Here is a 23259-nt window from a genome sequence, read left to right on the forward strand (position 1 = left end):
GGCGGCTCCGGGCGTGTCACGGGGGGTCGACCGCAGGTCCGGCGCAGTCTGCTCATATGACGAAGTCGTACCCGCTCCTCGGGATCGCCGCCTGCACCGTCGCCGCCACGCTGGCCACGGGCGTCCGTCCCGCCGTCGCCGCCACCGTCGACATCGGCAACCCCGTCTCCGGCAGCAACGGCTTCGGGGTCGTCGTCGAGACCGACGCGCTCCTCGGCTCCACCGAGTCCGAGGGGCCCGTCGCGATCGGCGGGGACCTCTCCTACGGGGCCGGGTACAACGTCTCCCTGCACACCCCCGGCACCTTCACCGTCGGCACCGACGCGCGGCCCACCGCGCTCCTTGTCGGCGGCCGGATCGACTACGGCGCCAGCAGCCCGGTCGGCGTCCTCAAGGTCCTCCAGAACGGGTACGTGAAGGTCGGCGACCTCGGCGGCAGCGACGTCGTCACCAAGGACGGCAACGACGCCACCGTGAAGACCCAGGTCGTCGCCACCAGCCAGGGGCACAACTCCACCCCGCGCGTCGAGCTCACCGTCGAGCAGCCCGCCCTCTCCGTCGGGCCCCACCCCGGCCTCATGGACTTCACCGGCCTCTTCGCCACCTACCGCGACCGCGCCGACGCGCTCGCCTCCTGCGTCGCCACCGTCGAGGTCCAGGACCCGGGCCGGATCAGCCTGGACGACAAGCAGACCAACGTCCTCCGCCTGACCGGCGAGGAGCTGAACGACCTCTCCGAGCTGACCTTCCTCGACCGCCCCACCGCCAAGGGCCCCCTCGTCATCGACGTCGACACCACCGCGAGCGGCTCCGTCTTCACCTGGGACGTCCCCAACATGGCCGGGGTGAGCGGGGAGGACGCGCCCTACATCCTGTGGAACTTCTCCGACGCCACGGAGATCACCATCGCCACCGGCGACTCCGTCGAGGGCACCGTCTACGCCCCGCGCGCCCACCTCACCGACATCGACCCCGCCAACATCGAGGGCGACGTCATCGCCAAGGCCCTCACGGCCGGGCCGCTGGAGGCCGCGCGCGCCGCCGACGTCAACGCCGGCGAGATCCACTACTTCCCCTTCGCCGCCGAGCTGAGCTGTGAGGACGGCACCGGTCCCACCCCCACCGCGAGCCCGTCCACGACGGAGCCGACCCCGGAGCCGTCGACGAGCGAGCCCACCCCGGAGCCGTCCACCACCGAGCCGACTCCCGAGCCGTCCACCACCGAGCCCACGCCGGAGCCCTCCACCACCGAGCCCACCACCGAGCCGACTCCGGAGCCCTCCGAGCCCGGCGGCTACGGCGACGACGACGGCCACGACGGTCACGACGGTGGCGAGCTGGCCGACAGCGGTGCCGGGCTGCCCGCCTACGCGACCGCCGCGCTCGCCTCGCTCTGCGCCGCCGGCGGGGTGCTGCTCGTCCGCCGGTCACGTCGCCGCTGACCCCGCAGCGCCAGGACGGGCAGGGCCAGCAGCGAGGCTCCGGCCGCCGCCAGGCCCGGCAGCAGGCCCGGCGGGCGGAAGGCGCAGGTCAGGGTAGTGGCGTCGGTGAGCGGGACGGCGAGGAGACCGGCGTACGGCTCCACCTCCCGGCCCGCGCAGCTCCAGCCGGGGATCGCGGGCGCGGCGACCACCGCCGTGCCGGTCACCGGGTGCGGGAAGCGGGCCGTGAGGCCGGTCGTCGTGGGGGCGACGGCGACCGCCGCCGGGCTCCGCAGCGCGTCGACGGCCGTCCGCAGCCGGGTCCGGTCCAGGCAGCCGAGTTCCGCCGGGCCCCGCCCGCCGGGGATCTCCGGACGGGTGCCGGGGGTGGTCTGGACGCCCAGGGAGGCGAGCGCGGCGCGGCGCTTGGGGCCGCCGCCGAGGAGCCGTACCGGGGCGGCGGTGCCGAGGCGGGCCGGGCCGGTGCGTTCGGGCGCCCAGAGGAAGACCTCCGTACCGACCGGGCAGGCGCCCGAGGGTGACGGCGGGGCGGTGTACACCCGGGCGCCCAGGAGGAGTTCCTGGTTCCGGAAGGGGGACGGGCCGAAGGCCGGTGCCGGGCCCGGGGGCCGTACCGTCACCAGCGGCAGCACCGCATCCGTGTCCGTACGCACCAGCTCGCCGTCCCGCCAGCGGGCGCCGACGCCGAACAGGGCGTCCACGACCGGGTTGTCGAGGCTCTGGAGGTTGCGGCCGCGTGAGGTCCAGCCGCCACCGAGGGCGGTGAGCAGCTCGGTGAGGACGGCGGGGGTGTGGCTGCTGTAGTAGGCGGCGCCCTGGCCGCCGAGGAGCAGCGGGTCGTTCCCGGCGACGCGGGGGAGGCCGGAGTCGGTGCGGTACGCGGGCCAGCCGTCGGCCGCCGCGAGGGCCGCCGCCCGGCGTTGCTGCTCCGCGCCGTACGGCGGGTAGTCGTCGAGGTGGCCGAGGCGGCGGCGGTCCGCGTACGCGGTGGTCGCGGCGGCCTGGCCGAGGAGCGCGCCGGTGACGAGCAGCGCGGTGAGGGCGGCGTACCGGCGCCGCCGGGGGAGGGCGAGGGCGCCCGCCGTGGCGGCCAGGCCCGCGAGGGCGAGGAGCAGCGCGGGGCGGGTGGCGAGGTCGCTGGGGAGGGCGGCGGCGGTGAGGGCCAGGACGGCGGCGGAGCCCGCCGCGAGGGCCCGGCGGCCGGGCAGGCCGTGGGCGAGGCCGGCGTGCGCGGCGATCACGAGGAGCCCGGCGAGGACGAAGGTCTGGCGGTACGGGCTGCCGTTGGGGGTGGCGAAGAGGTGCCACACCAGGTGCGTCGGGCCCCACTGGAAGGAGAGGGCGACGGCGAGGACGAGCCCGGTCCACACCCACCGCTCACGCCGCGGCACGTCACGGCGGAAGGCGAGCGCCGCCGCGAGCAGCAGGACCGGGGCGGCGACGAAGGCGGCCGGCGTGGAGAAGCCGTACGTCCCCGGCAGCAGCCGCGCCAGCGCGTCCGCCGCGCCCGCCGCCTCGAAGTCCCGTACGACGCCCGGGTACGCCTGCCGGGTGGAGAGGAGGACGGGGGCGAGGACGGGCGCGGCGAGGCCCACGCCGAGGACCGTGGAGACGGCGGCCCGGAGCAGCGGCCGGGGGCGGAGGCGGTCCGTCGTCGCGAGGCGGGCGAGGAGGAAGAGGGTGGCGCCGAGGGTCGCCATGTAGGCGGTGTAGAAGTTCGCCGTCCAGCAGACGGCGACCGTCAGGACCGACAGCAGGGGGCGGACGCCCTCGCGGGCCCATTCGGCGACCAGGCAGAGGAGCGGGAAGGCGATCAGGCCGTCCAGCCACATCGGGTTGTACGTGCCCTCCACCAGGGACCAGCCGCACAGCGCGTATCCGGCGCCGAGGAGGGCGGGCCACCACCAGGCCGGGGCGGTCGAGAGGCGGCGGAGGAGGAAGGCGGTGGCGGCCGCGGCCAGGGCCGTCTTGAGGACGGTCAGGGCGTAGACGGCGTACTCGATGTCGTCGCGCGGGGCCAGTGCCACCAGCGGTGCCAGCGGGCTCGACAGGTAGGTGCCGTAGTCGGGGAGGAAGCTCGTGCCCCAGCCCGCCCGCCAGTCGAGCAGGAGGCCGCCGTCGGCGCGGCCGCGCAGCAGGTCCCACAGGTGCGCGTGGAAGGGGACGAACTGGTTGGCCAGGTCGTTCACGGACCGGTGGCGCGGGCCGAAGGGGAAGATCCGGGCCACCGCGTCCCCGGCGCAGACGGCGGCGACGGCGAGGACGCCGGCCAGGGCGGAGGCGGCGGCCGTGGCACGGCGCGGCGCGGAGGCCGAGACATCGGCTGACGCGGCCGTGTCATCAGCGACCGTGCCATCAGCGACCGTGCCATCAGCGGCCGTGACGTCGGCGGACGTGGTTCGCAGGGCGGTTCGCAGGGTGGTTCGCAAGACAGTTCGCATGGCGGGTTCGAATATCGCAGCGCCGGACGGGCGGGAGGCGACCGGCGCGGGGCAGTTCACGCAATGGTCGTCTCGGCGTCACCCCGGCGGGGCGGGAGGGTCACCGCCCTGCCTTTGGGTGTCCGATGTGCTGCTCTCTCTCGTCGTCCCCTGCTTCAACGAGGAGGACGTCCTCTCCCGTTTCCACGACCACGTGACGAAGGAACTCGACGCCCTGGAGGGCGAGTTCGAGATCGTGTACGTGGACGACGGAAGCCGCGACCGGACCCTCCCGATCCTGCGGGACCTCGCCGCCGCCGACCCCGCCCGGGTCCGCTTCGTCTCCTTCAGCCGCAACTTCGGCAAGGAGGCCGCCATGCTGGCCGGGCTCCGGCACGCGGGCGGCGACGCCGTCGTCATCATGGACGCGGACCTCCAGCACCCGCCCGAGCTGGTGCACCGCATGGTCGCGCTGCACGCCGAGGGGTACGACCAGGTCGTCGCCCGCCGCACCCGCGAGGGCGACCGGGTCACCCGCACCCTCACCGCCCGCCTCTACTACCGGGCGATCAACCGACTTGTCGACGTCGAACTCGTCGACGGCGTCGGCGACTTCCGCCTCCTCTCCCGGCGCACCGTCGACGCGGTCCTCGGGCTCGGCGAGTACAACCGCTTCTCCAAGGGCCTGTTCTCCTGGGTCGGCTTCCGGACCACGACCTTCGCCTACGAGAACGCCGTGCGCGAGGAGGGCCGGTCCAAGTGGACCTTCGGCAAGCTCCTCAACTACGGCCTCGACGGCCTCCTCTCCTTCAACAACAAGCCGCTGCGCGCCGCCGTCTACCTGGGCCTGCTGCTCGTCTCCCTCGCCCTCGCCTACGCCGGCTGGATCGTCGCCGACGCCCTGGCCCACGGCGTCGACACGCCCGGCTACGTCACCCTCCTCGTCGCCGTCACCGCCCTCGCCGGCGTCCAGATGGTCATGGTCGGCCTGATCGGCGAGTACGTCGGCCGCATCTACTACGAGGTGAAGCGCCGCCCGCACTACCTGGTCGCGGAGACGCACTCGGGCCCGGAGACGGAGGGAGCCCGGGCCGACACCCGGGCGGCGGGTGCCTCGTTGTGGGAGACGGTCGTCCGGAAGTGACCCCCGTGACGCGGTGACAGTGAAGTTGTCCCCGCGAAGTAGTGGCTACGGTCCCGGCGACTCCCTACCATCGATCACCGCAAGGTCGTCCAACTGACGCACGACCAGCCCGGGAGGCTCCTTTGCACCGCCGCGACCGTCGCCACGACCACCCCGCACGCCGCCGCACCGCGCTCGCCCTCTCCGCCGCGTTCCTCGCCGCGGCCCCGCTGCTCACCGCGTGCGGCGGCGAGGCCCATCCGGGGGCCGCGGCCGTCGTCGGCGGCGAGCGGATCGACGTCTCCACCCTGCAGGCCCAGGTGAAGGCCGCGCGGGACGCCCAGGCGAAGTCCCCGCAGCCCGCCCAGCTGATCGCCGCCACCGGCGACCTCAACCGGCAGAAGCTCAACGGCATGATCTTCGACCGGATCCTCGACAAGGTCGCCGCCGACCAGGGCGTCACCGCCAGCCGCGCCGAGCTCCAGGAGACCCGTGAGGCCTTCGTCCGCGAGAACGGCGGCGAGGAGGGCCTGGAGGCCGTCCTGCTCCAGCAGCAGGGCGTCGCCCCCGGCCAGGTCGACGACGTCGTCCGGCGCAACGTCCTCATGACGAAGATCATCGAGAAGCAGGGGATCACCGAGACCCCCGAGGGCCAGCAGAAGCTCCAGGCGCTCTTCGCCGACGCCTCCGCCGCCCTCGACATCGACGTGAACCCCCGCTACGGCGCCTGGGACGACGCCAAGGTCCAGCTGGACACCGGCGCCGACACGGCCCCCTGGCTCCTGAAGGTCTCCAAGGACCCGGCGGCCGAGGGACCGGAGCAGCTTCCGGGCTGAGCCGGTCCCCGGGGTAGGTTCGGAGGGTGACTTCCGAGAACCCCGGCCGCGTCGTCCTGCTCACCGCCAGCCACCGGGTGGCGCCCGGACTGCTGTCCTGGCCCGCCTGGCAGGCGCTGCGGGACGCCGACCGGGTGCTCTGCCCCGACGAGCACCACCCCCAGCTGCCGTACCTGCGGGAGGCGGGCGTCGCCGTCGAGCACCTCCGCCCCACCGCGGAGGAGCTGGTCGCCGCCTGCGCCGGCGGCCGCACCGTCCTCGTGCTGCCCTCCGGCGAGGGCGACCGGGCCCTCACCGACGGGCTCGCCCGGCTCGCCGGCTCCGGCCGGGTGTCCATGCCCGACCTGGAGCTGCTGCCCGGCTCGTACGACCTCCCCGGCGCCCGGCTCCTCGACCTCGTGCAGATCATGGACGTCATCCGGCGCCGGTGCCCCTGGTCCTCGCTCCAGACCCACCAGGGGCTCGCCAAGTACGCCATCGAGGAGGCGTACGAGCTCGTCGAGGCGATCGAGGCCGGCGACCGGCACGAGCTCCGCGAGGAGCTGGGCGACGTCCTCCTCCAGGTCGTCTTCCACGCGCGGATCGCCGAGGAGGACGCCGAGGAGCCCTTCTCCGTCGACGACGTGGCCGCCGGGCTCATCGAGAAGCTGATCCAGCGCCACCCGCACATCTTCGGCGACGAGACCGCCGAGACCCCCGAGGACGTCCGCGCCCACTGGCTGCGCACCAAGGCCGCCGAGAAGCGACGCGAGTCGGTGACGGACGGCGTCCCCGTCGGCCAGCCCGGCCTCGCCCTCGCGGCCAAGCTCGCGAGCCGCGTCCGCACCGCGGGCCTCGACGCGCCCCTGCCGGGCGGCGAGGGCATCGGCTACGAACTCCTGGCGCTCGCGGTCCGCGCGGAGGCCGAGGGCGTGGACCCGGAGGCGGCGCTGCGCGCGGCGGCCCGGGCGTACCGGGACGCGATCCGGGCGGCGGAGGGGGTCGTCTAGGAGCCCGTCCGAGGGGCTTCAGAGTTCGCGCGGGGCGCGGGCGGCCGGGTCGTGCCAGCGGACCGCGGGGCGCTCCAGGAGCCATTCGGCGCGGGTGGTGGGGCGGGTGGCGAAGCGGCCCGCCGGCGGGAGGAGGTCGTGGCGGGTGCGGGCCGGGTCGGCGCCCAGCTCCGCCAGGACCTCGGCGACCTCGGTGACGAAGCCGGGCGGGCCGGCCAGGTGGACGTCGTGGTCGGGCCAGCGGCCGCAGGACCGCAGCGCGGTGAGGAGGCGTTCGGTCGCCTGGTCGCGCGGGTGGCGGGGGGCCGAGGTGATGTACGTGACGCTCAGGCCGGGCAGCCGGGCGGACAGCCGCTCCAGCTCCTCCCGCCCGTACAGGTACTCGCGGGAGCGGGCCACCGCGAAGATCCGGCCCGCGGCCTCCGGGTCGGCGTCGGCCGCCTCCTCCAGGAGCGCCTTGACCGGCGCCCAGCCCGTACCGGCGCATATGTAGGTACGCAGCCCGCCCGGCGCCGTGCCGGAGGTCGCCGCCCCGCCGGCCGCGCTCAGCCGCAGGGTCTCGCCCGGACGGACCTCGTCCACCAGGGCCGTGGACATGGCCCCGCCGGGGATCCGGCTCACGTGCAGGTCGAGGGTGCCGTCCGCGCGGGGCGCGTTGCCGAGCGAGTACGTGCGCCACACCCGCGGGACCCGGAGCGAGCTGACGCCGGCGTACTGGCCGGGGAGGAAGGGGTACGGCCGGCGGGGGCGGAGGGTCAGCACGGCGAGGTCCTCGCCGTGCCGCCGGTGTCCGACGACGTCCGCGTCCCACCAGGCGGGCTCCCCGGTACGGGCGGCCTCGTCCGCGCCCCGCAGCATCAGCTCCGCGACGTGGCCGTACGCCTCCGACCACGCCTTCTCCGCCTCGATCGTCCACGTCGAGCCCGCGGTGTGCGCGAAGGCGGCGAGCAGGCTCTCGCCGACCGCCGCGTACAGGGCGGGGGTGGCGAGGTACTTCCGGTGGTCGCGGCCGAGCCGCTCCAGATAGGCGTCGAGGCCCGGGTCGTCGAGCCCGGTCACCACCCGGGCGAGGGCGGCGAACAGCCGGTCGCGCTGCGGGACCATGTCCTCGGGGAAGAGCGCGCGTACGCCGGGGTTGCGCCAGAAGAGGTGCGAGTAGAAGTACGTGACAGCGTGTTCGGCCCGTCTCTCGACGACCGCGAACGTGCTTCTGAGCAAGGCGAGGTCCACGCGGGGAAATGTAGGGCACGGCCCGTCACGACGTGATCACCGGCCGGTGATCACGTCAGGTCGGCCGAAGGGACGCCCGCGACCGGACGGTACGGTCGGGGAGTGAGTGAAGGCCCCACCCCGACGCCCGGAACACCCGATACACCCGGTACGCCCAGTGAGCCCGGGAAGCCGGGGAACCCCGGGAACCCCGGAACGCCCGGGACCCCCGGAGCGCCCGAGAACCCCGGGAACCCCGGAGCGCCCGAGAAGCCTGGGAAATCCGAAATCTCAGGAACGGCCGACGCGGCCGGAACAGCCGGTACGCCGGGAAACCCCGGAGTGGCCGGTGCGTCCGACGCGTCCGGTGCTCCTGGCGTGGCCGGAGTGCCTGGCGTGGCCGGTGCACCTGGCGTGGTCGGAACGACTGATACGGCCGGAGCGCCCGGCATGGCCGGAGCGATCAATGCGACTGGAGCGCCCGGTGTGGCTGGTACGTCCAGGGAGCCGGGGAAGCCGGGGAACCCCGGAACGCACGGGAACCTCGGAGCGCCAGAGAAGCCCGGGAACCCCGGAGCGCCCGAGAAGCCTGGGAACCCCGAAATCTCAGGAACGGCCGACGCGGCCGGAACAGCCGCTACGCCGGGAAACCCCGGAGTGCCTGGCGTGGCCGGAGCGGCCGGTACGACTGGAGCGCCTGGTGTGGCCGGTGCGTCCGACGCGTCCGACGCGCCCGGAGTGCTCGGTGTGGCCGATGCGACCGGAGCGCCCGACGCGGCCGGTGCACCCGACGCGGCCAGTGCGCCCGACGCGGCCAGTGCGCCCGGCGCGGCCGGTGCCGCGCGGCCCGCTGTCGGAGTGTCCGGGCCGTCCGGAGATCCGGGTGCGCCGGGTGGCTGTCCCGTGGTCGGCGGCGCCGGTGGTGGGCCTGTGCCCGAGTTGTTCAGCTGGGAGTTCGCGGCCGATCCCTATCCGGCGTACGCCTGGCTGCGGGAGCACGCGCCCGTGCGGCGGACCACGCTGCCCAGCGGGGTCGACGCGTGGCTGGTCACGCGGTACGCGGACGCCCGGCAGGCGCTCGCCGACCAGCGGCTGTCGAAGAACCCGGTGCACCACGCCGAGCCGGGCAAGACCGGCATTCCGGGTGAGCGCAGCGCCGGGCTCATGACCCATCTCCTCAACATCGACCCGCCGGACCACACCCGGCTGCGCCGTCTCGTGTCGAAGGCGTTCACCCCGCGCCGCGTCGCCGCCTTCGCGCCGCGCGTGCAGGAGCTCACCGACCGGCTCATCGACGACTTCGCGGCGCGCGGCAGCGCGGACCTCATCCACGAGTTCGCCTTCCCGCTGCCCATCTACGCCATCTGCGACATGCTCGGCGTGCCCGCCGAGGACCAGGACGACTTCCGGGACTGGGCCGGGATGATGATCCGGCACGGCGGCGGCCCGCGCGGCGGCGTCGCACGGTCGGTGAAGAAGATCCGGGGGTACCTCGCCGAGCTGATCCACCGGAAGCGGGAAGGCCTGCGGCAGGACGGCGAGGACGACCTCATCTCGGGGCTCATCCGCACCTCCGACCACGGCGACCACCTCACCGAGGCCGAGGCCGTCGCCATGTGTTTCGTCCTCCTCTTCGCCGGCTTCGAGACGACCATCAACCTCATCGGCAACGGCACCTACGCCCTGCTGCGCAACCCGGAGCAGCGCGCCCTCCTCCAGGCCTCGCTCGCCGCCGGCGAGACCGGCCTCCTGGAGACCGGAGTCGAGGAACTCCTGCGCTACGACGGGCCGGTCGAGCTGGCGACCTGGCGGTACGCGACCACCGCCCTGACGATCGGTGGGCAGCCGATCCCCGCCGGAGACCCGGTCCTCGTCGTGCTCGCCGCCGCCGACCGCGACCCGGACCGCTTCGGCGCCCCGGACACCCTCGACCTCGCCCGCAAGGACAACCAGCACCTCGGGTACGGGCACGGCATCCACTACTGCCTGGGCGCGCCGCTCGCACGTCTGGAGGGGCAGACCGCGCTCGCCACCCTCCTGACCCGGCTGCCGGACCTGCGACTTGGGGCCGATCCGGACGAACTCCGGTGGCGCGGCGGGCTCATCATGAGGGGATTGCGCACACTTCCAGTGGAGTTCACCCCTTCCGCACCCCCGCACGGCGGGTGACGGCGTGTCAGAAATGTGATCTTCGCGTGATCGCGAAGCCATCGACTTGTGACGGACGTTCGAATGCGGCTACGTTCGCGCCAACGTTCGGCCCCATCCCGGCCGTCCCAGGCGTACCCGCCGTCCCCGCCGTCACGCGAAAGGCCCCGACATGCTTTCCGGAAACGGACGACACCGTCGACCCCGCCAGGCTCCCGCGATCGTCGTCACCGCAGGAGTGACCGGATCCGCCCTGGCGCTGCCGCTGCTCGCCGCCGGCTCCGCCTCCGCCGCCGACGCGGCCACCTGGGACCGGGTCGCCGCCTGCGAGTCCGGCGGCCAGTGGAGCGCCAACCTCGGCAACGGCGCCTTCGGCGGCCTCCAGATGACGCAGGAGGCGTGGGAGCGGCACGGCGGCCTCGACTACGCGCCCAGCCCCGACCTCGCCAGCCGCGCCCAGCAGATCGCCGTCGCCGACACGGCGCTCGCCGCCGGCAGCACCGACTGGGACACCTGCGCCCCCATCGCGGGCCTGGAGAACGACGGCAGGCCCACGGGCGTGCAGCCGGGCCCCGCCGTCCCGCAGGAGGACGAGGGCGGCGTCGCGCCGGAGTCCAACCGGACCGGCGGCGCGGCCGTCTCCACCCCGACCGCCGAGACGGAAGAGGCGCAAGAGGTGGAAGGGACGACGGAGACGACTCCGGGCGCCGTGGAGAAGAAGGGGGCGGGCGCCACCGCTCCGGCATCGCCGGCCACCCCCGCCACGCCGACCACGCCCGCGACCCAGGCCCCCGAGGGCACGGCCACGCCGCCCGCGAGCGCCACCCCGGACGCGCCGGCCGACACCGCGCCCACCACGCCCACCACGCCCACCGCTCCGGACGCCTCCACGGGCACGCCGGACGCCCCGGTCACGACCCCGGGCGCCCCGGAGACCCCCCTGGCGCCCACCACGCCGGTCACCCCCGGCGCGGAGGAGACGGCTGACGCGCCGTCGGCCACCGAGGGCACGGGCAAGCACCGGGGCGAGGCCGCCCCGGAGGAAAGCGACGTAACGGACACCACACAGGAATCCGGGCGACATGCCGCAGCTGCGGACAAGGTCACCTCAACCCCCGTCAACTCGGACGCAAGTGACGCGTATACCGTGCGGCCGGGTGACAGCCTGTCGGAGATTGCTCAGGAGAACGACCTCGTCGGCGGCTGGGACGCCCTCTACGACGCCAACCGCCAGACGGTCGGGGCCGATCCGGACCTCATCCTCCCTGGTCAGAGCCTTGAGTTGAAGGCCGCCTCCAAGGGGAAGTGAGGCCACTTCAGGGGCGTATGTCCGATTTTGGGAAAGTGAGACATGGGTCTCTTCGTCCCAACTGGCGTGTCACGTCCGCAAACTTTGCTTCCGTCAGGCCTCACCTGCGCAAACGAGGTCTGACGGAGTACAAGTAAGGGCGTTTTGTCCGACGTAAGCCTCTTTGAACTTCGAGCACCTGTGTGTCTACGGTCGTCACCGCTCGCCACCGCGGGCCCCGTCGACCGAAACGCCGAGTCCTGCCGTCGGCCGCCGGGAATGTCGTCGCGAAAGCGCCGTAGGCAGGAGTGGGGGACCCAAGGTTCGTGCCGGTCCCGGCCGTCGAGTCAGACGGACGGAGCGACCGGCTAGGGGTGAAGCCGCACGCAAGGACGTGCGGCCGGGCGAACTCTTCAAGCCCGAACCCGACAGCTCACCTCACAGGCGTCGGTGAAGAGGAAACTCCATGCTGTTCTCCGGCACGGGCAAGCGTCGTCGTCCCTCCAAGGCCACCCGCGTCGTCGCCCTCGTCGGCGTCACCGGTGCGGCCGTCGCCGCCCCGCTGATGGCCGCCGGCACCGCTTCGGCCGCCACCGCCTCCGAGTGGGACCGCGTCGCCCAGTGCGAGTCCGGCGGCAACTGGTCGATCAACACGGGCAACGGCTACTACGGCGGCCTCCAGTTCTCGGCCTCCACCTGGGCCGCGTACGGCGGCACCGCCTACGCCCCCACCGCCAACCAGGCCAGCAAGTCGCAGCAGATCGCCGTCGCCGAGAAGGTCCTCGCGGGCCAGGGCAAGGGTGCCTGGCCGAGCTGCGGCGTGGGCCTGTCCTCCGCCTCCTACGACGGTGGCGCCGCCGAGGCCGCCGCCCCGCAGCAGAGCGCCCCGAAGCAGCAGGCCGCCCCGAAGCGCACGGTCGAGCAGCCCGCCACCCGCAGCGAGCAGCGCCAGGCCCCGAAGGCCCAGGCCGCGCCGAAGGCCGCCGCCAAGAAGACCGTCACCACCCCGGCCGGCAAGACGGTCAAGAAGGGCGACGGCGAGTACGAGGTCGTGGCCGGCGACACCCTCAGCAAGATCGCCCAGGCGCAGGGCGTCGAGGGCGGCTGGGCGAAGCTCTTCGAGCTCAACAAGGACATCGTCGAGAACGCCGACCTGATCTACCCGGGCCAGCAGCTCCACCTGAAGTAAGGCCCGCGGCACCGGTGAGTCCGGCGGCTCACCGGCGCCCGACGACCCTCCCGCGGTGACCACCCCGGTCCCGAGCCCCCTTCCCCCGTGGCTCGGGACCGGGGTTCTGCCGTTACTGTCCAGTAGATACCGGGTCTTTCGTCCGCTCCTGCATGCTCTTGGGCCCTTTTTCGTCCCAGGGGACGGGCGGTCGGCTGGCCGGAGCCCCGGAGCCGGTTAGGCTCTTGTCGCAAGGCGAACGAGACCTTGCGACCCATGCGTCACACCTAGCGTCACATCCCAGAAGGAGATGCTCGTGCCGTCCATCGACGTCGTCGTAGCCCGGGAAATCCTGGACTCCCGAGGCAACCCCACGGTCGAGGTCGAGGTCGGCCTCGACGACGGCAGCACCGGCCGTGCTGCCGTCCCGTCCGGTGCCTCCACCGGTGCGTTCGAGGCCCTGGAGCTCCGCGACGGTGACCAGAACCGCTACCTCGGCAAGGGTGTCGAGAAGGCCGTCCTCGCCGTCATCGAGCAGATCGGCCCGGAGCTCGTCGGCTACGACGCCACCGAGCAGCGCCTGATCGACCAGGCCATGTTCGACCTGGACGCCACCCCGGACAAGTCGTCGCTCGGCGCCAACGCCATCCTCGGCGTCTCCCTCGCCGTCGCGCACGCCGCCTCCGAGGCCAGCGACCTCCCCCTCTTCCGCTACCTCGGCGGCCCGAACGCGCACCTGCTGCCCGTTCCGATGATGAACATCCTCAACGGTGGGTCGCACGCCGACTCCAACGTCGACATCCAGGAGTTCATGATCGCCCCGATCGGCGCGGAGTCCTTCTCCGAGGCCCTTCGCTGGGGCACCGAGGTCTACCACACCCTCAAGTCCGTCCTGAAGACCAAGGGCCTCTCCACCGGCCTCGGCGACGAGGGCGGCTTCGCCCCGAACCTCGGCTCCAACCGTGAGGCGCTCGACCTCATCCTGGAGGCCATCAAGCAGGCCGGCTACGTGCCCGGCAAGGACGTCGCCCTCGCCCTGGACGTCGCCGCCTCCGAGTTCTACAAGGACGGCAAGTACCTCTTCGAGGGCAAGGAGCGCTCCGCCGCCGAGATGACGGAGTACTACGAGGAGCTCGTCTCCGCGTACCCGCTCGTCTCCATCGAGGACCCGCTGTTCGAGGACGACTGGGCCGGCTGGAACGTCATCACCGAGAAGCTGGGCGACAAGGTCCAGCTCGTCGGCGACGACCTCTTCGTCACCAACCCCGAGCGCCTCGCCCGCGGCATCGAGGAGAAGTCCGCCAACGCCCTCCTGGTGAAGGTCAACCAGATCGGCTCGCTGACCGAGACCCTCGACGCCGTCGAGCTCGCCCAGCGCAACGGCTTCAAGTGCATGATGTCCCACCGCTCCGGCGAGACCGAGGACGTCACCATCGCCGACCTCGCCGTCGCCACCAACTGCGGCCAGATCAAGACCGGCGCCCCGGCCCGCTCCGAGCGCGTCGCCAAGTACAACCAGCTGCTGCGCATCGAGGAGATCCTCGACGACGCCGCCGTCTACGCCGGCCGCAGCGCCTTCCCGCGCTTCAAGGGCTGACATCCGGCCCGGCAGGGCCGCTTCCGTACGTCCCCGCACCCGGTCCCGTACCGTGTGCGGGGACGTACGTATGACCAGGGGAGGCGAGACGGCATGGCCGTGAAGAACGGGGACCGGTTCTCCACCGCGACCCGGATCAGGCTGCTCGGCGAGCAGACCGCGGCCCGCGTCTACCGCTCCCAGACCCGCCGCCAGGCCCGGCGCTCCCGGCTCACCGGCCGCGCCGCCTTCCTCGCGCTCGTGGTCTGCTCCCTCGTCGTCGCCCTCGCCTACCCGATAAGGAGCTACGTCTCCCAGCAGGGCGAGATCGAAGAACAGGAACGCAGGGCCGCCGAGGCGGCACAGCGGGTCGAGGAGCTGCGGGACGAGAAGGCCCGCCTCCAGGACCCGGCCTACGTCCGCCGCCTCGCCCGCGAGCACCTCCACTACGTGCTCCCCGGCGAGACCGGCTTCACCGTGAACGACCCCGGGGCGGCCGACCGCCCCCGCGCCGACCAGGGCACGGCCGACCGGCCCTGGTACGACAACCTCTGGGACGGCGTCGACCACGCCGACCGCAACTGAACCGACCCAGGATCCGAGACATGGACACGCCCCCTCCGCAGACCGAACGCACCGAGCCCACCGAGGCGGACGTCGCCGCCTTCGAAGCCCAGCTCGGCCGCCCGCCGCGCGGACTGCGCGCCATCGCGCACCGCTGCCCCTGCGGCAACCCGGACGTCGTCGAGACCGCGCCCCGGCTGCCCGACGGCACCCCCTTCCCGACCACGTACTACCTCACCTGCCCCCGGGCGGCCTCGGCCATCGGCACCCTGGAGGCCAACGGGGTCATGAAGGAGATGCAGGCCCGGCTCGCCACCGATCCCGAGCTCGCCGCCGCCTACCGCGCCGCGCACGAGGACTACCTCGCCCGCCGCGACGCCATCGAGGTCCTGGAGGGCTTCCCCAGCGCCGGCGGCATGCCCGACCGCGTGAAGTGCCTGCACGTCCTCGTCGGCCACTCCCTCGTGGCGGGCCCCGGCGTGAACCCCTTCGGCGACGAGGCCCTCGCGATGCTCCCCGAGTGGTGGGCCAAGGGACCGTGCGTGAATCCGTGCGCGGACGACAAGGAGTCCGTCAAGTGACCCGGGTCGCCGGAATCGACTGCGGCACCAACTCCATCCGCCTCCTCGTCGCCGACGTCCGTCCGGATACCGGCGAGCTCGTCGAGCTGGACCGGCGGATGACGATCGTCCGGCTCGGCCAGGGCGTCGACCGGACCGGCCGGCTCGCCCCCGAGGCCCTGGAGCGGACCTTCGCCGCCTGCCGCGAGTACGCCGCGGTCATCAAGGAGCTCGGCGCCGAGCGGATCCGCTTCGTCGCCACCTCCGCCTCCCGCGACGCCGAGAACCGGCAGGACTTCGTCGACGGGGTCGTGGCGATCCTCGGCGTCGAGCCCGAGGTCATCTCCGGCGACCAGGAGGCCGCCTTCTCCTTCACCGGCGCCACCGGCTCGCTGCCCGGCGACGACCGCCGCCTGGTCGTGGACATCGGCGGCGGCTCCACCGAGTTCGTCGTCGGCACCCGGGAGGTCGAGGCCGCCCGCTCCGTCGACATCGGCTGCGTCCGGCTCACCGAGCGGCACGTCCGCCACGACCCGGTGACCGCCGAGGAGGCCGAGGCCATCCGCGCCGACGTCCGCGCCGCCCTGGACCTCGCCGCCGGGACCGTGCCGATCACCTCGGCCGCCACCCTCGTCGGCCTGGCCGGCTCCGTCACCACCGTCGCCGCCCTCGCCCTCGGGCTCGCGGAGTACGACTCCGAGAAGATCCACCACTCCCGGATCTCCGCCGCCCAGGTCGCCGAGGTCACAAGGCGGCTGCTCGCCTCCACCCACGACGAGCGGGCCGCCGTCCCGGTCATCCACCCCGGCCGGGTGGACGTCATCGTGGCCGGCGCGCTCGTCCTCCAGGAGATCGTCGAGCGGGTCGGAGCCACCGAGGTCGTGGTCAGCGAGCACGACATCCTCGATGGGATCGCCCTATCCGTGGCATAGCGGGCAGCTATCGAGGCTCCGGCGACAGCCCGTCGGAAAAGCTTCGTGAAGTTCTTCACAAGGAAAAGGGCCCTGATGGCACCTAGGGGAGGTCTTCGGACCCTCCGAGGGGGCCCTCAGGGCCCTTTCGCAGGCGCGGAGGCCACTTCGCTCGAAGTTTCCATCGTGTGAACGCACCTGCTGGTTCAGCGTTAACGGGCGCTCTCCAGGCCAGTTCAGTAGGGGTGAACAACGTTCACCAGTGCATTCCGGTTCCTTTGCACGACCATGACCTGGATCACGTGGGCGGCGGAGTGTAGCAGAGCACCCTCGGAAGCTTGTGAAGGGGCGCACGAGGTGACCCCTCCGAGTGGGTGGATACTCGATGGCATGAGCACCACGGAGCGTCCCAGGATCCTCATCGTAGGCGGCGGGTACGTTGGCCTGTACGCCGCGCGGCGCATCCTCAAGAAGATGCGTTACGCCGAGGCGACCGTCACGGTCGTCGACCCCCGGTCGTACATGACCTATCAGCCCTTCCTCCCCGAAGCCGCCGCCGGCAGCATCTCGCCGCGCCACGTCGTCGTCCCGCTGCGACGCGTCGTGCGCGGAGCCGAGGTGCTCACCGGCCGGGTCACCACCATCGACCAGGACCGCAAGGTCGCCACGATCGCGCCGCTCGTCGGCGAGGCGTACGAGCTGCCGTTCGACTACCTGGTCATCTCGATGGGTGCCGTCTCCCGCACCTTCCCGATCCCCGGCCTCGCCGAGCAGGGCATCGGCATGAAGGGCATCGAGGAGGCCATCGGCCTGCGCAACCACGTCCTCGAGCAGCTGGACAAGGCCGACTCGACCACCGACGAGGAGGTCCGCCGCAAGGCCCTGACCTTCGTCTTCGTCGGTGGTGGCTTCGCCGGTGCCGAGACGATCGGCGAGGTCGAGGACATGGCCCGCGACGCCGCGAAGTACTACCAGAACGTGTCGCGCGAGGACATGCGCTTCATCCTGGTCGACGCCGCGGACAAGATCCTTCCCGAGGTGGGCCCCAAGCTCGGCCAGTACGGCAAGGAGCACCTGGAGAGCCGCGGGATCGAGATCTACCTGGAGACCTCCATGGACTCCTGCGTGGACGGCCACGTCGTGCTCAAGAACGGCCTGGAGGTCGACTCCAGCACCATCGTGTGGACCGCCGGCGTCAAGCCGAACCCGGCCCTCGCCCGCTTCGGCCTCCCGCTCGGCCCCCGCGGCCACGTGGACTGCAACGAGAAGCTCCAGGTCAACGGCATGGACTATGTCTGGGCCGCGGGCGACAACGCCCAGGTCCCGGACATGGCCGCGATCAAGGCCGGCGTCCCGGCCGAGCGCGCCTGGTGCCCGCCGAACGCCCAGCACGCCCTGCGCCAGGCCAAGATCCTCGGCGACAACGTCGTGTCCGGCATGCGCGGCTTCCCGCAGAAGGAGTACAGCCACGCCAACAAGGGCGCCGTGGCCGGCCTCGGTCTGCACAAGGGCGTCGCCATGATCGTCATGGGCAAGATGAAGATCAAGCTCAAGGGCCGTCTCGCCTGGTACATGCACCGTGGCTACCACGGCATGGCGATGCCGACCTTCAACCGCAAGATCCGCGTCTTCGCCGACTGGACCCTCGGCATGTTCCTCAAGCGCGAGGTCGTCTCGCTCGGCGCCATGGAGACGCCGCGCGAGGAGTTCTACGAGGCCGCCAAGCCCGCCCCGGCCCCCGCCGCGGCCAAGGCGCCGGAGAAGGCCAAGGCGTAGCACCACCCCGAGCAGTACCGAAGGGCCGTCCGTCATCCGTGGTGCGGGCGGCCCTTCGGCGTGTTTTCGGCACGCTTTGCCGAGTCCTTGCGTCGCGGCGGGATGGGAAACCCCTACGGACGGTGTTCCCTTGGTGACGAACGAAGCTGGGGCAAGGACCACGGAGGTGTTTCACCATGGCCGACGCCGCGACGCGGCTCGCGACCCTCGCCGAGGATCTGCTGGGAAGTCCCCTCCCGGTGCGCCTGCGCGCCTGGGACGGCAGCGAGGCAGGGCCGGCGGGAGACGGACCCGTGCTCGTGATCCGGGACCGCAAGGCGCTGCGCCGCATGATCTGGAAGCCCGGCGAACTGGGCCTGGCCCGCGCCTGGGTGGCCGGCGAGCTCGACGTCGAGGGAGACCTGTACGAGGCCCTGGACCGGCTCTCCGGACTGATCTGGGAGCGCGGCGAGGAGACTCGCGGCCTGCTCTCCTCCGTACGCGATCCGCGGATGCGGGCCGCCGCCGGGGCGCTGCTGAGACTCGCCGGACCGCTGCCGCCGCCGAAGCCGCCGGCCGAGGAGGCGAAGGGCCGCGGCGGCGGCCGGCACAGCAGGCGCAGCGACCGGCAGGCGATCAGCCACCACTACGACGTCGGCAACGACTTCTACGCGCTGGTCCTCGGCCCGTCGATGGTCTACTCGTGCGCCTACTGGACCGACGACGGGACCCTGGAGGAGGCCCAGCGGGCCAAGCTGGACCTCGTCGCCCGCAAGCTGGCCCTGAAGGAGGGCGACCGGCTCCTCGACGTCGGCTGCGGCTGGGGCTCGATGGCGATCCACGCCGCCCGCGAGTACGGCGCCCGGGTCGTCGGCATCACCCTCTCCCGCGAGCAGGCCGCCTTCGCCCGCAAGCGGATCGCCGAGGAGGGCCTCACCGACCGGATCGAGATCCGGGTCCAGGACTACCGGGACGTCTCCGACGGGCCGTTCGACGCGATCTCCTCCATCGGCATGGCCGAGCACGTCGGAGCGGCGAAGTACCGGGAGTACACCGACCTCCTGTACGGCCTCCTGAAGCCCGGCGGACGGCTCCTGAACCACCAGATCTCGCGCCGCCCGGAGCCCGACGAGGAGGCGTACGAGGTGGACGCCTTCATCGACGCGTACGTCTTCCCCGACGGCGAACTCGCCCCGATGGGCCGCACCCTGACGGCCCTGGAGGACGCCGGCTTCGAGGTCCGCGACGTGGAGGCGCTCCGCGAGCACTACGCGCTGACGCTGCGCCGCTGGGTGGCGAACCTGGAGGGGCAGTGGGACCGGGCGGTCCGGCTGACCTCCCCGGGCCGGGCCAGGATCTGGCGGCTCTACATGGCGGCCTCGGCGGTCTCCTTCGAGCGCAACCGGATCGGCGTGAACCAGTTCCTGGCGGTGAAGACGCCGCCGTCGGGGGCGGGCGGGCTGCCGCTGCGGTCACGGGAGTGGACGGAGTGACGAAAGGGCCGGGGTTCCCGTGGGAACCCCGGCCCTTCCTCGCGCCCGGTGTCACTCCGCCTTGATGGCGGCGAGCATGTTCAGGCGGGCGGCGCTGCGGGCCGGCCAGAGCGAGGCGAGGACGCCGACCAGGGCAGCCAGGAGGAGGAAGATCCCGACCCGGTCCCAGGGCACGACCAGGCCGTAGCCCGGCAGGCTCGACTCGAAGGTCTTGCCGATGGCCCAGGCGAGGAAGGTGCCGAGGCCGATGCCGACGATCGCGCCGAAGACCGAGATGACCACGGCCTCCAGGCGGACCATGCGCTTCACCCGGCGGCGGTCGAGACCGATCGCCCGGATCATGCCGATCTCCTGCTGCCGCTCGAAGACGGACATCGCGAGGGTGTTGACGACGCCGAGGACGGCGATGATCAGGGCCATCGCGAGCAGGCCGTACATGATGTTCAGGAGCAGGTTGATCGTCCCGCCGAACTCGTCACGGATGTCCTTGTGGTCCATGACGGTGATCGCAGGGTTGTCGCCCAGGGCCTTGATCAGCGCCTGCTCGCGGGCGTCGCTGGGACCGCCGTCGGTGGAGACGAAGATCTGCGGGATGTACTTCTCCGGGTCGTGCGCGTCGAGGATCCTCGCGTCGACGAGGACGGGGGAGAGGAACTCGCTGTCCTTGTAGACCGCGCCGACGGTCAGCGTGCCCTTCTTCCTGTCGAGGTACTCGACCGGGACGGAGGCGCCGACCTTCAGGCCGCGCTTGGCGGCGGTCTTCTCGGCGACGCCGATCTGTCCGTCGCCGAGGGCGGCGAGCGAGCCGTTCACGACGTCGACCTTGAGGACTTTCTCGATGTCACCGGGGGTGACGCCGGAGGCGGAGACGTACGAGCCCTTGATCTCGAAGGCGCCGGCCTGCTGCGGGGAGACCGCGGTGACGCCCGGGGCCTTCTCCAGGGCCGTCAGGGTCTCCTGCGACAGGCCCTCGCCGCTGGCCATGGTGACCATGTAGTCGGCCTTGATCTGCTCGACCGTCATCTTGTCGAGGGCCTGGCCGGCGCTGACGCCGATGACGGTGAGGCCGGTGACGAGGGTGAGGCCGATGGCGAGGGCGGAGGCGGTGGCGCCGGTGCGGCGCGGGTTGCGGACCGCGTTGAGGCCGGCGAGCTTGCCGGAGATCCCGAAGGCCTTCACGAAGAAGGGGCGGATCAGGGCGATCACGGGCCGGGACAGGAACGGGATCAGGATGATGACGCCGATGAGGGTGGCGAAGGCGCCGCCCGCGATCGTCATCCGGCCCTCGTCGCCGCCGGTGTCGGCGCCGAGCACGATCAGGACCGCGCCGATCGCGGTGATCGCGGCGCCGATCGAGTTCCGCACGACGAGCGACTTGGCGTTCGGGGTGGCGTGGACGCTGTTCATGGCGGCGACCGGCGGGATCTTCGCTGCGCGGCGGCCGGGCAGCCAGGCGGCCAGCATGGTGATGACGACGCCGACGCCGAAGGCGGAGAGCACCGGGGTGGCGCCGAGGACCAGGTCGCCGTCGGGGACCTTCAAGTCGAAGGCGGCCATGCCGGAGCGCAGGCCCATGGCGAGCCCGATGCCGAGGACGTAGCCGACGGCGGAGGCGACCAGGCCGACGATGCCGGCCTCGGCGAGGACGGAGCGGGTGATCTGCTTGCGCGAGGCACCCACCGCGCGCATCAGGGCGAGCTCCTTGGTGCGCTGGGCGACCAGCATGGTGAAGGTGTTGGAGATCAGGAAGACGCCGACGAAGAGCGCGATGCCGGCGAAGGCGAGGAGCGTCTGGTTGAGCGCGCCGAGGCCGGACTCGATGTCGCGGGCCTGCTGGTCGGCGAGGGCCTGGCCGGTCTGCGCGGTGGCGGCCTTCGGGACGACCTTCAGGACCTCGTCGAGGAGCTTGTCGGCGTCGGTGCCCTGGGCGGCCGAGACGTTCAGGTCGGAGTAGTAGCCGGGCTTCAGGTACAGCTTCTGGGCGACCGGGGCGTCGAAGACGACGAGGCTGCCGCCGGCGCTGACGGCGCCGTCCTCCGTGGTGAAGACGCCGGAGAGGGTGTACTCCTTCACCGGGCCGTTGGTGGCGACGCGGACCCGCTCGCCGACCTGGTAGCCGCCCTTGTCGGCGGTCTCCTTGTCGAGGGCGATCTGGCCCGGCTCGGTGGGGCCGTTGCCGGAGGTGAAGGCGAAGGACGGGTCCTTGCCGTCGGGGCCGGGGGCGAAGTTGGTGCCCCTGTTGGACCACCCGGCGCCGATCAGCCTGCCCTTCTCGTCCGGCACGCCGGCGAAGCCGTCGACGCGGGGCCGGACGCCGGTGACGCCGTCGAGCTTCGCGACCTTGTCGACGGTCGCCTGCGAGAGGCCCGGGTTCTTGGCGGCCTCCTCGGGGTTCGGCCGCATGCTGACGGCGACGGCGACGTCGTCGTAGCTCTTCGCGGACTGGGCCCGGAAGGCCTGGGAGAGGGTGTCGGTGAAGACGAGGGTGCCGGAGACGAAGGCGACGCCGAGCATCACGGCGAGCACGGTCATCAGCAGCCGCGCCTTGTGCGCGAGGACGTTGCGCAGGGCGGTACGGAACATGGATGAGGTCCTGGAGGAAGGCGGGACGGAAGTCAGGTGCGGGGCCGGCGTGTCCGCGTCAGCTCGTACGGCCCTTGGCGTCGAAGGCCTTCATGCGGTCGAGAACGCCGTCGGCGGTGGGACGCAGCATCTCGTCGACGATCCGGCCGTCCGCCAGGAAGATCACGCGGTCGGCGTAGGAGGCGGCGACGGGGTCGTGGGTGACCATGACGACGGTCTGGCCGAGCTCGCGCACCGAGTTCCGGAGGAAGCCGAGGACCTCGGCGCCGGAGCGGGAGTCCAGGTTTCCGGTGGGCTCGTCACCGAAGATGATCTCCGGCTGGGAGGCGAGGGCGCGGGCGACGGCGACGCGCTGCTGCTGGCCGCCGGAGAGCTCGGTCGGGCGGTGCTTGAGGCGGCCGGAGAGGCCGAGCATGTCGATGACCTTCTGGACCCACGCCTGGTCCGCCTTGCGGCCGGCGATGTCCATGGGGAGCGTGATGTTCTCCATGGCGGTGAGGGTCGGCAGCAGGTTGAACGCCTGGAAGATGAAGCCGATCTTGTCCCGGCGGAGCTGGGTGAGCTGCTTGTCCTTGAGGGAGGAGAGCTCGGTGTCGCCGATCCGGACCGAACCGGAGGAGAAGGAGTCGAGGCCGGCGACGCAGTGCATGAGCGTCGACTTGCCGGAGCCGGAGGGGCCCATGATCGCGGTGAACTCGCCCTGGCGGAAGTCCACGCTGACCCGGTCGAGCGCGATCACCTGGGTCTCGCCCTGGCCGTAGACCTTCGTGAGTTCCGTGGCGCGGGCGGCCACGGCGGTGGCGCGGGGCACGGTGGGAGTGGTGGTCACGTGGGGACTCCTGTCACGACGGTCGATCGGCAGAGGGGAAACCCGGTGTTCCGGGAACCAGTCCATCGTTTCGAACGTTCTTGTCGCGGTCGTCCGCCCACGTGCCCGTTCCCGGGGCCCTCTCGGGTCGGACCACGACCCGCCCGCCTCCTCCTCTGGTATGACGGCGACCCCGACGAGGGGGCCGCGGCGGAAGGTGACACACCTGCGGCGAGATCTGGTCATTCCGGGGGTGACCGCTTTGCGCCCGCGACCTCGGTCGAAGTTCGCGAAAACGCCGCCGACCTGCGCTGACGCACCCTCAGACGTCAATAAAATAAGACAACATCGCTCCCTCGTTACCGCTGAACGGGGGAAGGGCCCCG

General features: G+C 72.5%; 17 protein-coding genes and 1 riboswitch. Of the genes, 13 read left to right on the plus strand and 4 right to left on the minus strand.

What is annotated here, in order from left to right; translation table 11 throughout:
- Nucleotides 1-56: 56 nt before the first annotated feature.
- A complete protein-coding gene (locus tag HHL19_RS30395) occupies nucleotides 57-1442 on the plus strand; it encodes a choice-of-anchor A family protein (protein WP_169093585.1) in 1386 nt (461 codons plus the stop codon).
- Here the strand turns inward: HHL19_RS30395 and HHL19_RS30400 are convergent.
- Nucleotides 1367-3883 carry a YfhO family protein gene (locus tag HHL19_RS30400; RefSeq protein WP_169093586.1) on the minus strand — a complete coding sequence of 839 codons (2517 nt, stop codon included), beginning with the start codon at nucleotides 3881-3883 and terminating at the stop codon, nucleotides 1367-1369. The genes HHL19_RS30395 and HHL19_RS30400 overlap by 76 nt on opposite strands.
- Nucleotides 3884-4010: 127 nt before the next feature.
- Between HHL19_RS30400 and HHL19_RS30405 the strand changes: the two genes are divergently transcribed.
- The 3 genes from HHL19_RS30405 to HHL19_RS30415 all read left to right on the plus strand — a co-directional run bounded on the left by HHL19_RS30405 (nucleotide 4011) and on the right by HHL19_RS30415 (nucleotide 6810).
- Nucleotides 4011-5006, plus strand: a complete 996-nt coding sequence (locus HHL19_RS30405; protein WP_169093587.1) for a glycosyltransferase family 2 protein — start codon at nucleotides 4011-4013, stop codon at nucleotides 5004-5006.
- Between the two features lie 122 nt (nucleotides 5007-5128).
- On the plus strand, nucleotides 5129-5821 hold the full coding sequence (locus HHL19_RS30410; RefSeq protein WP_169093588.1) for a SurA N-terminal domain-containing protein: 693 nt from the start codon (nucleotides 5129-5131) through the stop codon (nucleotides 5819-5821).
- Nucleotides 5822-5847: 26 nt separating this feature from the next.
- Nucleotides 5848-6810 carry a nucleoside triphosphate pyrophosphohydrolase gene (locus tag HHL19_RS30415; RefSeq protein ID WP_169093589.1) on the plus strand — a complete coding sequence of 321 codons (963 nt, stop codon included), beginning with the start codon at nucleotides 5848-5850 and terminating at the stop codon, nucleotides 6808-6810.
- Between the two features lie 18 nt (nucleotides 6811-6828).
- Here the strand turns inward: HHL19_RS30415 and HHL19_RS30420 are convergent, their stop codons facing one another.
- Nucleotides 6829-8040, minus strand: coding sequence for a globin domain-containing protein (locus tag HHL19_RS30420; RefSeq protein ID WP_169093590.1), 1212 nt, complete (start codon nucleotides 8038-8040; stop codon nucleotides 6829-6831).
- Nucleotides 8041-8922: 882 nt separating this feature from the next.
- Here HHL19_RS30420 and HHL19_RS30430 point away from each other — a divergent pair.
- The 9 genes from HHL19_RS30430 to HHL19_RS30470 all read left to right on the plus strand — a co-directional run bounded on the left by HHL19_RS30430 (nucleotide 8923) and on the right by HHL19_RS30470 (nucleotide 19482).
- Complete coding sequence (locus HHL19_RS30430) at nucleotides 8923-10188, plus strand: cytochrome P450 (RefSeq protein WP_346768465.1); 1266 nt, start codon at nucleotides 8923-8925, stop codon at nucleotides 10186-10188.
- 217 nt (nucleotides 10189-10405) lie between these two features.
- Complete coding sequence (locus HHL19_RS30435; protein ID WP_346768466.1) at nucleotides 10406-11476, plus strand: transglycosylase family protein; 1071 nt, start codon at nucleotides 10406-10408, stop codon at nucleotides 11474-11476.
- A gap of 263 nt (nucleotides 11477-11739) precedes the next feature.
- Nucleotides 11740-11917, plus strand: a riboswitch (cyclic di-AMP (ydaO/yuaA leader).
- Nucleotides 11918-11921: 4 nt separating this feature from the next.
- Nucleotides 11922-12644, plus strand: coding sequence for a transglycosylase family protein (locus HHL19_RS30440; RefSeq protein ID WP_169093593.1), 723 nt, complete (start codon nucleotides 11922-11924; stop codon nucleotides 12642-12644).
- A gap of 289 nt (nucleotides 12645-12933) precedes the next feature.
- On the plus strand, nucleotides 12934-14220 hold the full coding sequence (gene eno, locus HHL19_RS30445; RefSeq protein WP_031013622.1) for a phosphopyruvate hydratase: 1287 nt from the start codon (nucleotides 12934-12936) through the stop codon (nucleotides 14218-14220).
- A 93-nt stretch (nucleotides 14221-14313) separates the two neighbouring features.
- Complete coding sequence (locus tag HHL19_RS30450; protein WP_169093594.1) at nucleotides 14314-14784, plus strand: septum formation initiator family protein; 471 nt, start codon at nucleotides 14314-14316, stop codon at nucleotides 14782-14784.
- A gap of 20 nt (nucleotides 14785-14804) precedes the next feature.
- Nucleotides 14805-15344, plus strand: coding sequence for a DUF501 domain-containing protein (locus tag HHL19_RS30455; RefSeq protein ID WP_169093595.1), 540 nt, complete (start codon nucleotides 14805-14807; stop codon nucleotides 15342-15344).
- On the plus strand, nucleotides 15341-16255 hold the full coding sequence (locus HHL19_RS30460; protein ID WP_169093596.1) for a Ppx/GppA phosphatase family protein: 915 nt from the start codon (nucleotides 15341-15343) through the stop codon (nucleotides 16253-16255). The genes HHL19_RS30455 and HHL19_RS30460 overlap by 4 nt, the downstream gene beginning before the upstream one ends.
- A gap of 369 nt (nucleotides 16256-16624) precedes the next feature.
- Nucleotides 16625-18010 carry an NAD(P)/FAD-dependent oxidoreductase gene (locus tag HHL19_RS30465; RefSeq protein ID WP_169093597.1) on the plus strand — a complete coding sequence of 462 codons (1386 nt, stop codon included), beginning with the start codon at nucleotides 16625-16627 and terminating at the stop codon, nucleotides 18008-18010.
- A 176-nt stretch (nucleotides 18011-18186) separates the two neighbouring features.
- Nucleotides 18187-19482, plus strand: coding sequence for a cyclopropane-fatty-acyl-phospholipid synthase family protein (locus HHL19_RS30470; protein WP_169093598.1), 1296 nt, complete (start codon nucleotides 18187-18189; stop codon nucleotides 19480-19482).
- A gap of 51 nt (nucleotides 19483-19533) precedes the next feature.
- Here the strand turns inward: HHL19_RS30470 and HHL19_RS30475 are convergent, their stop codons facing one another.
- The gene (locus HHL19_RS30475) at nucleotides 19534-22065 is read right to left on the minus strand and encodes an FtsX-like permease family protein (protein ID WP_169093599.1); all 2532 of its coding nucleotides are present in this window, start codon (nucleotides 22063-22065) and stop codon (nucleotides 19534-19536) included.
- Between the two features lie 58 nt (nucleotides 22066-22123).
- Nucleotides 22124-22894, minus strand: a complete 771-nt coding sequence (locus tag HHL19_RS30480; protein WP_169093600.1) for an ABC transporter ATP-binding protein — start codon at nucleotides 22892-22894, stop codon at nucleotides 22124-22126.
- Nucleotides 22895-23259 lie beyond the last annotated feature (365 nt).

Source organism: Streptomyces sp. R302, assembly GCF_012927245.1.
Lineage (GTDB): Bacteria > Actinomycetota > Actinomycetes > Streptomycetales > Streptomycetaceae > Streptomyces.

Excerpts from the sequence above, each read along its gene's own strand:
- HHL19_RS30395 (WP_169093585.1), top strand. The coding sequence starts at position 57 with ATGACGAAGTCGTACCCGCTCCTCGGGATCGCCGCCTGCACCGTCGCC.
- HHL19_RS30400 (WP_169093586.1), bottom strand. The coding sequence starts at position 3,883 with ATGCGAACTGTCTTGCGAACCACCCTGCGAACCGCCCTGCGAACCACG.
- HHL19_RS30440 (WP_169093593.1), top strand. The coding sequence starts at position 11,922 with ATGCTGTTCTCCGGCACGGGCAAGCGTCGTCGTCCCTCCAAGGCCACC.
- eno (WP_031013622.1), top strand. The coding sequence starts at position 12,934 with ATGCTCGTGCCGTCCATCGACGTCGTCGTAGCCCGGGAAATCCTGGAC.
- HHL19_RS30450 (WP_169093594.1), top strand. The coding sequence starts at position 14,314 with ATGGCCGTGAAGAACGGGGACCGGTTCTCCACCGCGACCCGGATCAGG.
- HHL19_RS30455 (WP_169093595.1), top strand. The coding sequence starts at position 14,805 with ATGGACACGCCCCCTCCGCAGACCGAACGCACCGAGCCCACCGAGGCG.
- HHL19_RS30465 (WP_169093597.1), top strand. The coding sequence starts at position 16,625 with ATGAGCACCACGGAGCGTCCCAGGATCCTCATCGTAGGCGGCGGGTAC.
- HHL19_RS30470 (WP_169093598.1), top strand. The coding sequence starts at position 18,187 with ATGGCCGACGCCGCGACGCGGCTCGCGACCCTCGCCGAGGATCTGCTG.
- HHL19_RS30475 (WP_169093599.1), bottom strand. The coding sequence starts at position 22,065 with ATGTTCCGTACCGCCCTGCGCAACGTCCTCGCGCACAAGGCGCGGCTG.